Source organism: Enterococcus sp. DIV0901a, from assembly GCF_051711525.1.
GTDB lineage: Bacteria > Bacillota > Bacilli > Lactobacillales > Enterococcaceae > Enterococcus_B > Enterococcus_B faecium.
Genome location: NZ_JBIOMW010000001.1, coordinates 2346154 through 2357858, shown reverse-complemented (window position 1 = coordinate 2357858; position 11705 = coordinate 2346154). Strand labels below are relative to the sequence as shown.

Annotated in this window: 9 protein-coding genes; 8 read left to right on the top strand and 1 reads right to left on the bottom strand. The window is 39.4% G+C overall.

The features are described from left to right. The first annotated feature begins 1 nt into the window (after window position 1). The 5 genes from prmA (at window position 2) to IGL70_RS11335 (ending at window position 6047) form a co-directional block, all read left to right on the top strand. On the top strand, window positions 2–949 hold the full coding sequence (prmA, locus tag IGL70_RS11355; protein ID WP_002289093.1) for a 50S ribosomal protein L11 methyltransferase: 948 nt from the start codon (window positions 2–4) through the stop codon (window positions 947–949). Beyond that, window positions 950–1714: a 16S rRNA (uracil(1498)-N(3))-methyltransferase gene (locus tag IGL70_RS11350; RefSeq protein ID WP_002289095.1), complete on the top strand. Its 765-nt coding sequence runs from the start codon at window positions 950–952 to the stop codon at window positions 1712–1714. It begins immediately after the preceding gene. Window positions 1715–1946: 232 nt separating this feature from the next. Continuing rightward, window positions 1947–4160, top strand: coding sequence for a RelA/SpoT family protein (locus tag IGL70_RS11345; protein ID WP_002289096.1), 2214 nt, complete (start codon window positions 1947–1949; stop codon window positions 4158–4160). A 10-nt stretch (window positions 4161–4170) separates the two neighbouring features. Continuing rightward, window positions 4171–4617 carry a D-aminoacyl-tRNA deacylase gene (gene dtd, locus IGL70_RS11340; protein WP_002289097.1) on the top strand — a complete coding sequence of 149 codons (447 nt, stop codon included), beginning with the start codon at window positions 4171–4173 and terminating at the stop codon, window positions 4615–4617. A 170-nt stretch (window positions 4618–4787) separates the two neighbouring features. Continuing rightward, window positions 4788–6047, top strand: a complete 1260-nt coding sequence (locus tag IGL70_RS11335) for a cytochrome P450 (protein WP_002301280.1) — start codon at window positions 4788–4790, stop codon at window positions 6045–6047. 88 nt (window positions 6048–6135) lie between these two features. Here the strand turns inward: IGL70_RS11335 and IGL70_RS11330 are convergent, their stop codons facing one another. Next, on the bottom strand, window positions 6136–7083 hold the full coding sequence (locus IGL70_RS11330) for an aldo/keto reductase (RefSeq protein WP_104873994.1): 948 nt from the start codon (window positions 7081–7083) through the stop codon (window positions 6136–6138). A 393-nt stretch (window positions 7084–7476) separates the two neighbouring features. Here IGL70_RS11330 and hisS point away from each other — a divergent pair, with 393 nt between their 5' ends. From hisS to IGL70_RS11315, 3 genes are all read left to right on the top strand, one after another. Then, window positions 7477–8769, top strand: a complete 1293-nt coding sequence (gene hisS / locus IGL70_RS11325; protein WP_002289103.1) for a histidine--tRNA ligase — start codon at window positions 7477–7479, stop codon at window positions 8767–8769. Between the two features lie 14 nt (window positions 8770–8783). Next, window positions 8784–10553, top strand: coding sequence for an aspartate--tRNA ligase (gene aspS, locus IGL70_RS11320; protein ID WP_104857614.1), 1770 nt, complete (start codon window positions 8784–8786; stop codon window positions 10551–10553). Between the two features lie 108 nt (window positions 10554–10661). After that, window positions 10662–11537 (top strand): YitT family protein, encoded by an 876-nt coding sequence (locus tag IGL70_RS11315; protein WP_002293644.1) that lies wholly within the window; start codon window positions 10662–10664, stop codon window positions 11535–11537. Window positions 11538–11705: the final 168 nt, after the last annotated feature.

Below are 11705 nucleotides of genomic sequence, written 5' to 3'. Positions count from 1 at the left end.
TATGAAATGGAATGAAGTAAAAGTAGAAACTGAAAGTGAAGCAGTCGAAGCAGTTGCTAATATTTTGATGGAGGCAGGGGCGAGTGGTGTCGCGATTGAAGATTCTTTAGATGTTGAACATTTTCAGTCGGATCAATATGGTGAGATTTTAGATAAAAATGATTTTACATCGCTGAAAGAAGGCGCACTAGTCATGGCTTATTTTCCGGAAACGACTTTCTTACCGGAAATCTTGCCTTTTATCAAAGATCGTATCACACAATTACCTGAGTTTGGTCTAGCTATTGGAAAAAATAAAGTAACAGTTAGTGAAGTAGAGGAAAGCAACTGGGCAACAGCCTGGAAGAAATACTATCATCCGGTGCGTATTACGCGAATGCTGACGGTTGCGCCAAGCTGGGAAAACTACCAGACAGAAGATCCTCTAGAAAAAATTATCACACTAGATCCTGGTATGGCATTTGGCACAGGCACTCATCCCACGACTTCCTTGACATTGACAGCACTAGAAACAGTCTTGCGTGGTGGTGAAACATTGCTAGATGTGGGAACTGGGTCGGGCGTGCTAAGTATTGCAGCAAAATATCTTGGTGCAAAAGATGTCTATGCCTTTGATTTAGACGAAGTAGCCGTTCGTTCGGCGAAAGAAAATATGGATATGAATGAAATAGCCAAAGATGTCCATGTATCAGCTAACGATCTTTTGACAGGAATCGAGATTGAAAGTGATGTAATCGTTGCGAACATTTTAGCAGATATCATCTTATTGATGATCCCAGATGCTTGGCGTTTACTGAAGCAAACAGGCACGCTGATCGTTTCAGGAATCATTGAAGAGAAGAAGCAAATGGTTCTGGATGCCATGTTAGAACAAGGGTTTATCGTGGATCAAATTTTCCAGCAAAAAGACTGGTATGCAATTATTTTGAAAAAACCAGAGGTGGAATAGATGCAGCGGTATTTTTTAAAAGAATCATATGAATCAAAAGACTATTTTGTTTTAGAAGGGGAAAACTATCACCACATTGTACGGGTTATGAGGATGGAACCCGAGGATGAAGTTTTTTTGGCATTCAATGATCAAATAGCCATTGTTGCAGAAATCACGGAGATTACTGAAGAGGCTGTTTATCTGAAAGAAATTAAAAAAGAAGAAAATCAAAAGGAACTGCCAAGTTCGATTACCATAGCGAGTGGCTATCCTAAAGGGGAAAAGCTGGATTGGATCGTTCAGAAATCCACTGAATTAGGAGCGCAAGCTTTTCTTGGTTTCCCGGCATCAGCCTCTGTCGTTAAATGGGATGCAAAAAAACGTATGAAACGACAACAACGGCTTGAAAAGATTGCTCAAGAGGCAGCGGAACAATCCCATCGGCAGATCGTGCCATCAGTAGAGTTATTGGAAACGAAACAAGATTTATTTGAGCGGCTAGATGATTATGACGTGGTCTTGGTTGCTTATGAGGAATCAGCAAAGCAAGGCGAAAAATCAAATGCAGCCAAAATTCTTAGTGAAACAAAACCAGATAGTCGAATCTTAGCTGTCTTTGGACCAGAAGGTGGATTATCCCGCGATGAAGTCGATTATTTTGTAGAACACAAAGGGATACTTTGTGGATTAGGACCAAGAATCCTTCGTACAGAAACAGCACCTCTTTATTTATTAAGTGCTGCTAGCTATCAATGGGAATTAATGAATCCTTCTTTCAGCTAACGTTCTTCATTAATAAAAGAGTATCGACAGAAAGAATTGAAAAAATAGTCAACAATTTGTATAATAGAAACAATTATTTATACAATGGATACGAAAAATCGTTTGAAAAAGCTTTTAAAAAGCGAACATTTCCGTAAAAAAACGTATAACTGCACGGATTTTGGGACAATTATCAAACAGATATTTGTCCCGATTCCCGTTTTACCGAAAAAAGAAAGGGGGATCGATTCCTGTGACAAAAGAAGAAATTTTAACGGGACCCGGTGTCATAAAGCTCGTTAGTCAATACATGGGTCCCGAACATGTAGCATTTGTTGAGAAAGCATGCGAATACGCGACTGCTGCACATGACGGACAGTTTAGAAAATCAGGCGAACCCTACATTATTCATCCTATCCAAGTCGCAGGTATATTAGCAGATTTAAAAATGGATCCCCATACAGTGGCTACAGGCTTCTTACATGATGTTGTTGAAGATACAGAAATCACTTTAGAAGATCTGAGAGAAGAATTTGGCGATGACGTTGCTATGTTAGTGGACGGCGTAACCAAATTAGGGAAAATAAAATATAAATCCCACGAAGAGCAGCTAGCAGAAAACCACCGAAAGATGCTGCTAGCAATGGCTCAAGATTTACGAGTTATCATGGTCAAATTAGCTGATAGACTACATAACATGCGTACGTTGAAGCACCTGCGAGAAGATAAGCAAAGAAGGATCGCTCAGGAAACTTTAGAAATCTATGCGCCTCTTGCACATCGTCTAGGGATCAGCCGGATCAAATGGGAATTAGAAGATACAGCACTTCGTTATCTAAATCCAAAACAGTATTACCGTATCGTCCACTTGATGCAGACGAAGAGAGAAGAACGTGAAAAATACGTAAGTGGTACTGTTGAAGATATTCGAATAGCAACAGAAGAGCTGGGGATTTTTGCAGAAATCTATGGACGGCCAAAACACATTTATTCAATCTATCGTAAAATGAAAGATCAGAAAAAGCAGTTCAACGAAATTTATGACTTGCTAGCTATTCGAGTGATCGTAGATTCAATCAAGGATTGTTATGCTGTATTAGGAGCAATCCACACAAAATGGAAACCAATGCCCGGCAGATTTAAGGATTATATTGCCATGCCAAAAGCTAATATGTACCAATCTTTGCATACTACCGTGATCGGTCCGGCAGGAAATCCGGTAGAAATTCAAATCCGAACACAGGAAATGCATGAAATCGCTGAATTCGGGGTTGCTGCACACTGGGCCTATAAAGAAGGAAAAAATGAAAAAGTAGAACCAGATGGTATGACGAAACAATTAAGCTGGTTCCATGAGATACTCGAACTTCAAGACGAAAGCTATGATGCTTCTGAATTTATGGAAGGCGTAAAAGGAGATATCTTTAGTGATAAAGTCTACGTCTTCACACCAAAGGGAGACGTTACTGAGTTACCAAAAGGATCCGGACCATTGGACTTTGCATACAGTATCCATACAGATATCGGTAACAAAACCACTGGTGCAAAAGTAAATGGCAAAATGGTGCAGCTTGATTACAAATTGAAAAACGGCGATATAATTGAGATCATGACTTCTCCAAATTCATTTGGCCCAAGTCGCGACTGGTTGAAATTAGTTGCTACTAGCAAAGCAAGAAATAAGATCAAACGTTTCTTCAAAGCCCAAGATCGAGAAGAAAATGTGATCAAAGGCCACGAATCCGTGGTCAAATGTATTACAGATCTAGGATTTACGCCTAAAGATATTTTGACGAAGAACAAACTGCAAGAAGCACTCGATCGTTTTAATTATCAAACAGAAGATGATCTCTATGCAGCTGTAGGGTATGGAGAAGTTAGCCCCTTGACGATGGCCAATCGTCTGACTGAAAAAGAACGTAAAGAACAAAAAATCGAGCAGCAAAAGCAAGAAGCAGAAGAAATCATGAATCAGCCGAAAAAAGAACCTGACAAAATGAAAGTACGTCATGAAGGTGGCGTTGTCATTCAAGGGGTAGAAAACTTACTAATTCGTATCAGTCGCTGCTGTAATCCGATTCCTGGTGATGATATCGTTGGTTATATCACTAAAGGCAGAGGGATATCCATTCATCGTCGAGATTGTCCGAATGTTCAGCCTGACAAACCAAATGTAGCAGAACGTTTGATTGAAGTCGAATGGGAAGATACATCGAATACACGAAAAGAGTATGATGCAGATTTGGAAATTTACGGCTATAATCGTTCAGGCTTATTGAATGATGTACTTCAAACAGTCAATGCGCTAACGAAAAATCTCAACAGCGTTGAAGCACGGACGAATAAAGATAAAATGGCGACGATCCATTTGACGGTTGGTATCCAGAATTTATCCCACCTAAAGAGTATCGTGGATAAAATCAAAGCAGTACCTGATGTCTACAGTGTACGCCGGACGAATGGATAGGAGGACAGATATGAGAGCAGTTGTTCAACGGGTAAGTAAAGCTGCTGTGTCAGTCGATCAGCAAGAAATTGGAAAAATTGGCTACGGCCTACTTGTTTTATTAGGCATTCATGAAACCGATACGCAAAAAGATGTGGACTATCTGGTAAAAAAAATTGCACAAATGCGTATTTTTGAAGATGAACAAGGAAAAATGAATATTAGTGTAGAAGATGTGGGAGGACAAATTTTAAGTATCTCTCAATTCACACTGTTTGCGGATACGAAAAAAGGAAATCGACCAAGCTTTGTGGAAGCCGCACGACCAGAAACAGCTATTCCTTTATACGAATCATTCAATGAAGGAATCAGAAGTCGCGGCATCACAGTCGCTACCGGACAATTCGGAGCAGATATGTCGGTTTCTCTCGTCAATGATGGACCTGTAACGATCATTATTGATTCTAAAAACAAATAAAGTAATCTGGTTTTCACTAGTAAAAACTATGAAACACGTCGCTTAAGTTAGACTGAAAAACTCTAACTTAAGTGGCTTTTTTGTCTGCAAAAAGCGCTTCTTTTGTCAGCAGTCGGAAAAAAAGTTAAGCTTAAATTATACAAGTTATTTTTTATAGGAGGTTGCTGAAGATGAAAGAAGTACCAGTAGTAGATATCAAAATCACAGATTTAAAAAAATTGTATCAAAAAGGATACAACATGTTGGAGGAGTTACGCCATGAAGCGGACGCTCCCGTCGTCAAAGCAAAGATTTTCAATAAAGAAGCTATCACGATCTACGGATCATCAGCAGCAAAAGTATTTTATGATCCAAGGAATTTCAAACGAAAAGGTGCTATGCCAAAATTAGTATTGAAGACACTTTTTGGTCAAGGTGGAGTACAGACTTTGGATGGAGCTGCTCATCACCATCGGAAAAATATTTTTATGGATCTAATGACACCGGAAAGAATGGAAGATTATCATCGTATCTTAGATAAGAATCTGACACAAGCACTTGAAGCACAGCATGGTCAATTTGAACTATTTGATTTAAGTAAGATGGTTTTCTTTACATCTATTTGCGAGTGGGCAGGTATCAATTTATCAGCGATTTCTAAAGATGAGGTCGAAAAATTAGCAGAATATCAAATCTCTATGATCAGCGGAACGTTTACTTCTCCGATTGATCACATAAAAGGTGTCGAAAATCGCAAAAAATCAGAAAAATGGGCGCAAGGCTTGATTGAAGAAGCTCGACAAAATCCTGTGGCTGGAAAAGAAAATGTGGCATTATATGCTTTTGCCAATGCCACAGATTTAGATGGTCAGCTTTTACCTCTGGAAGTGGCAGCTGTTGAATTATTGAACATCATCCGTCCAACGGTTGCTCTAACTGTGTGGGCGGCATTGATGGGACATGCACTTTTCAGTAGACCAGATTTGTATCAGCAATTAAAAAATGACTTTTCGACGTTGCAAGATCCGTTTATTCAAGAAATGAGACGCTATTATCCTTTCTTCCCAATGCTACCTGCGATTTCGCTGAAAGAAGTAGAAGTAGATGGTTATCGTATACCAGAAGGCAGTTGGGTTATTTTAGATTTATATGGAACAGACCATGATGAACGAACAGTTGAAGCGCCAGATTCCTTTATGATCAAACGGTATGTAGGGAAAGCAAAAGATATTTCCTATAAAGAAGAATATGAGATGATTGCACAAGGCGGGGGAGATTTTCGACAAATGCATCGCTGTGCAGGAGAATGGATCACTCTTCATAGTCTACGTGTGTTTTCCGATCAGCTAGTAAATAAGTTTGAGTTCTCTGTACCTGAACAAGATTGGACGATTCCATTCAATCAGTTTCCGACTTATCCGAATAGCCGAGCGCTACTTTACAAGAATTAGATTAGCATAAACTTATCGAAAAAAAGGAAGATCAAACAGTGCTGATCTTCCTTTTTTCATATTACTATAAATTGATAAGGTCAATTGATCAAAATCCACGAAATGCTTCATCAATGGTTTGATAATCTTCATTGGATAAATGCAAATCTAAAGCTTGGACATTGTCAGATACTTGCTCTGGACGCTTAGCTCCAGGTATAACTACAGACACTCGTGGATTCTTCATGTACCAAGCTAAAACAAGTTGCGCAGGAGTGGCTTGGTATCTTTTAGCAATGGGGCGAAGTACATCGACAGCGGTTAAAATTTCTTTGAAACGTTCTCCTTGGAAATCTGGATTTCTTTTTCGAGGATCTCCTTCACCAAATTGTTTTTCCTCACCAAGTTCATATTTTCCTGTCAGCAAACCGGAAGCAAGAGGAAAATAGGGAACAAAACTGATTTTGTTTTTTTCAAGATAAGGGAATAATTCTTTTTCAGCCTGCCGATGGATCAAACTGTATTTATCTTCTACTACATCGACATATCCATCTGCATTCGCTTCTTTCAATTGTTCTAACGTGAAGTTTGACACACCGACTGCTCGGATTTTTCCTGCTTCTTTTAATTCATGCAATGTAGCAACTGATTCATTTTTTGGTGTGCTTTCATCCGGAAAGTGGATATAAAAAATGTCGATGTAATCAGTTTGCAGACGTTTTAGTGCATCTTCCACCGATTGTTTGAGAAACCCAGGAGAATTATCAAATGTTCGCCCTTTATTTGGTACATGAGCAGCTTTTGTAGCGATGACGACACGTGAGCGATCATATTCTTTTTCCTTCAGTACCTCGCCAATCAGTTCTTCGGAACGGCCGTTTCCGTAAGCATAAGCGGTATCGATCAAATTGATCCCGCTATTCAAAGCTGTACGAACTACTTGTTTTCCTGTCTCATCTTCCAAACCGTCAAAAAGATTATGTCCTCCAACGGCATTTGCTCCTAATCCAAGCTGTTCTGCGTAGACTTGTGAATGTCCGATTCTTATTTCTGCCATAGCTGATTCCTCCTTTTTGTCTAGTCTAAAACAAAATACCAAAAAGCTGAACTAAAACGTTTTTGTGAGGGGAAATAGTCAGATATCTCTTGACTTTGAGACTGGTTTTTAGTAGGTTATAAGTAATATCGAATGTCAATGAAAGAGCGAGTAAGTTTTTGAAACTTTACAAGAGAGGATCATCGAGGCTGAAAATGATCTAAAGTTTCATTAGCCTAAAGACACTCTGGAGATGGACGAGTGAAAAGCCGTCCCGCGTACGAGCGTTATTCGTAAGAGGAAAGAGAAATCTTTCAAAATTAGGTGGTACCGTGTATGAATTTCATTCACCCTTGTTCATGATGAACAAGGGTGATTTTTTTATTTACATAGCTAAGAAAGGGAGAGAAAACTATGAGTTTCCAAAGACCAAAAGGAACAAATGATATTTTGCCAGGCGAATCAGAAAAATGGCAGTTTGTCGAAGAAACAGCACGTTTATTATTCAGAGATTATCAGTATAATGAAATGCGTACACCGATTTTTGAACACTATGAAGTGATATCCCGAAGTGTAGGGGATACAACGGATATCGTTTCAAAAGAGATGTATGATTTTTATGACAAAGGGGAACGCCATGTGACGCTTCGACCAGAAGGTACAGCACCAATCGTTCGTTCTTTTGTTGAGCATAAATTGTTCGGCCCAGAGTATGCGAAACCGTTCAAAACTTTTTATATGGGACCAATGTTTCGCTACGAACGCCCTCAAAAAGGACGGTTACGTCAATTCCATCAAATCGGAGTAGAAGCATTTGGATCAGAAAACCCTGCAACTGATGTGGAGAGCATGGTGATGGCACTTGATTTCTTCAAACAGTTGGGGATCACGCAAATCCGGCTAGTCATCAATTCATTAGGTGATAAAGAAACGCGTCAAGCCTATCGTCAAGCATTGATCGACTATCTTTTACCTTTTGAATCAGAGCTGAGTGAAGACTCTAAACGCCGCCTTCATGAAAATCCATTACGCGTATTGGACAGTAAAGACAAACGAGATCAAAAATTTGTGGCAGAAGCTCCATCTATCTTAGATTATCTAAGCGAGCCTGCTCAAAAACATTTTGATACCGTTGTTTCCATGCTGGATGCATTGGCTGTTCCTTATGAAATCGACAGTAATATGGTTCGCGGACTAGATTATTACACACATACGATTTTTGAAATCATGAGTGACGCACCAAAAATGGGGGCACAAGCAACGATTTGCGCAGGCGGACGTTATGACAATCTAGTGGAAGAACTAGGTGGTCCTTCAACACCTGGCTTCGGATTTGCAATGGGTATCGAGCGATTACTCTTGACTATGGAGGCAGAGGAAGTAGTTATCCCTGCATTTAATGAGTTGGATGCTTACGTGGTCGCACTCGGAGACGAAACAAATATCGAAGCATTGAAAGTGGTCCAAGCGATTCGAAACTTTGGTTTTTCAGCTGACCGCGATTTCATGAACCGTAAAGCAAAAGCGCAATTTAAGACAGCAGATAAAGCGAATGCCAAATTAGTATTGGTGATCGGTGAAGATGAGCTTGCTAGTCAAACGATTAATGTCAAAGCAATGGCAAGCCGAAAAGAAAAAAGTTTTCCATTAGAAGAGATATATGAACATTTTGATGAAGTCTATGATGAAATGACTTTATTCGAGTAGGAGGAAAAAAATAAATGGCACAAAGAACGATCTATTGCGGATTAGTTTCCGAACAACAATTAGAACAAACAGTTACATTAAAAGGATGGGTACAAAAAAGACGAGACCTTGGGGGAGTAATCTTTATCGACCTACGTGATCGTGAAGGAATCGTTCAAATCGTCTTTAATCCTGAAATCAACAAAGAAGCATGGGAAATCGCGGATAAATGTCGCAGTGAATACGTGATCGAAGTGACTGGGGAAGTTAGAAGACGCGGAGAAAATGCAGTAAATCCTAAAATGGCCACTGGTGAATTCGAAGTGATTGCAAGTGAAATCGTGATTTTGAATCAAGCAAAAACCCCGCCATTTCAAATTGAAGATGATCAAGCAATCAGTGACGAAATACGTTTGAAATATCGTTATTTGGATCTGCGTCGTCCAAAAATGACTAAAAACATCAAATTAAGAAATGCGACAACAAAAGCGATTCGTCATTATTTAGACGATAATGACTTTCTCGATATCGAAACACCTTACCTAGGGAAATCTACACCAGAAGGCGCAAGAGACTACCTAGTTCCTTCACGTGTCCATGCTGGACATTTCTATGCGTTGCCGCAATCTCCTCAATTGTTTAAACAATTGCTGATGAATGCTGGATTCGACCGTTATTATCAAATCGTTCGTTGTTTCCGCGATGAAGATTTACGTGGAGACCGTCAGCCTGAATTTACGCAAGTAGATATTGAAACAACGTTCTTAACAGCAGAAGAAATCCAAACTTACACAGAGGGATTGATTGCGAAGGTAATGAAAGAAGTTCGCGGTATCGAAGTCACATTGCCATTTCCTCGTATGACCTATGATGAAGCAATGGCTCGCTACGGCAGCGACAAACCGGATACACGTTTTGACATGGAATTGATCGATCTAAGCGATACAGTCAAAGAAGTAGAATTCAAAGTCTTCCAAATGGCTCTTGAAAACGGCGGTGTCGTGAAAGCATTGAATGCTAAAGGCGCTGCAGATCGCTACTCACGAAAAGACATGGATCAGTTAGGTCAATATGTAGGACAATTCGGAGCTAAGGGACTTGCATGGCTGAAAGTAGAAGAAGACGGATTGAAAGGTCCAATTGCTAAATTCATGGGAGAAGCAACAGAAGCAATCATTAAAGCAACAGATGCAAAACCAGGTGACTTGCTGATGTTTGGCGCAGATAAAAGTGAAATCGTCGCTGCTGCATTAGGTGCTATCCGGACACGTTTAGGAAAAGAATTAGGACTAATTGATGAATCGAAATTCAATTTCTTATGGGTAACTGATTGGCCACAATTTGAATTTTCAGAAGAAGAAGGTCGATATGTCTCTGCTCACCATCCATTCACGATGCCAAAAGAAGAAGATATCCCGTTATTGGCTGAAGACCCTGCAAAAGTCTATGCAGAAGCTTATGATATCGTCTTGAACGGTTATGAACTAGGCGGAGGTTCTATCCGTATTCATACTCGTGAGCTTCAAGAAAAAGTACTAGAAACTCTAGGCTTTACAAAAGAACAAATGGAAGAACAATTTGGTTTCTTGTTAACAGCTTTAGATTACGGATTCCCTCCACATGGCGGTATTGCATTAGGATTGGACCGTTTTGCAATGTTATTAGCCGGAGAAGATAATATTCGTGAAGTCATTGCCTTTCCTAAAAACGGAAAAGCAGCCGATGTGATGAGTGATGCACCAAGTATGGTTTCGCCTTTACAATTGTTCGAATTGAATATTGATGTAACGAATGTAGAAGAATAGCCGATAAAAAGGCAAAAAGGATTTGTCGAATACGCTTCTTTTGACAACCTTGATTTAATTGAAAAACACTTTATAATGAAGCCATAACATATAAAGCGGGGCTTTTCCATGAAAAAAACATTCGAAAATTGGGCTTATCATGATTACACGACCAAGCTTTCGGTATCTATCGTTTATGCGTTGATCGCATCAGTTGCATTGAATTTCTTTTATCAGCCAGGACATATTTATTCAAGTGGTATTACTGGTCTAGCTCAGATTTTGACGACTTTGTCAAAATCACTGATAGGATTCGAAGTACCGGTATCAACAACTTTGTATTTACTGAATATACCTTTGTTTGTATTGGCGTGGTTAAAAATCGGGAAGAAGTTTACAATTTTCACTTTTATCACAGTCACTTTGACCTCCCTTTGTATCCATATTTTACCGGAAACAGTCCTATCTACCGATCCAATCATCTGTGCGTTGTTTGGGGGGGCTGTGATGGGACTAGGTATTGGGCTAGCGTTGAGAAACGGCCTATCATCGGGCGGTCTAGATATCGTGAGTATCACGATTCGTAAAAAAACAGGAAAGTCGATTGGTTCTATTTCGATCTACTTCAATGCATTGATCGTTTTTGTTGCCGGAATTCTATTTGGCTGGCAATATATGTTTTACAGTACGTTGTCTATTTTCGTCAGTGGAAAAGTAACTGATGTCGTTTATACTAAACAAAAGAAGATGCAGGTAATGATCGTAACGAAACATCCAGAAAAAGTAGTAAATGAAATCCAAAACTGTATGCGTAGAGGGATCACGATCATCAATGAAGCAGAAGGTGCTTATAAGCATGATAAGCAGACAGTATTGATGACGATCGTTACACGATACGAACTGCCTCTACTTAGAGAAGCAATGAAAGCTTCTGATCCACAAGCTTTTGTAAGTATTGCAGAAAACGTCCAGATACTTGGTCGTTTCTATGAGGATGGCATTTAGATCGAGTTTGACAAAAATTCATGAAATACTGCTGTAGACAGACGTTCGTTTGTCTGCAGTTTTTTTCTACCATAGTAGAATCAGCAAAGAAAAACTGCTTTTTTATTTGAAATTTTCTTAAAGTTGAAAAAAAGCATGTTTATTTTTTTAAATTTATGGGATGATAGA

Coding starts and splice junctions, on each gene's coding strand:
- prmA (WP_002289093.1), top strand. CDS start 2: ATGAAATGGAATGAAGTAAAAGTAGAAACTGAAAGTGAAGCAGTCGAA.
- IGL70_RS11350 (WP_002289095.1), top strand. CDS start 950: ATGCAGCGGTATTTTTTAAAAGAATCATATGAATCAAAAGACTATTTT.
- dtd (WP_002289097.1), top strand. CDS start 4,171: ATGAGAGCAGTTGTTCAACGGGTAAGTAAAGCTGCTGTGTCAGTCGAT.
- aspS (WP_104857614.1), top strand. CDS start 8,784: ATGGCACAAAGAACGATCTATTGCGGATTAGTTTCCGAACAACAATTA.
- hisS (WP_002289103.1), top strand. CDS start 7,477: ATGAGTTTCCAAAGACCAAAAGGAACAAATGATATTTTGCCAGGCGAA.
- IGL70_RS11335 (WP_002301280.1), top strand. CDS start 4,788: ATGAAAGAAGTACCAGTAGTAGATATCAAAATCACAGATTTAAAAAAA.
- IGL70_RS11315 (WP_002293644.1), top strand. CDS start 10,662: ATGAAAAAAACATTCGAAAATTGGGCTTATCATGATTACACGACCAAG.
- IGL70_RS11330 (WP_104873994.1), bottom strand. CDS start 7,083: ATGGCAGAAATAAGAATCGGACATTCACAAGTCTACGCAGAACAGCTT.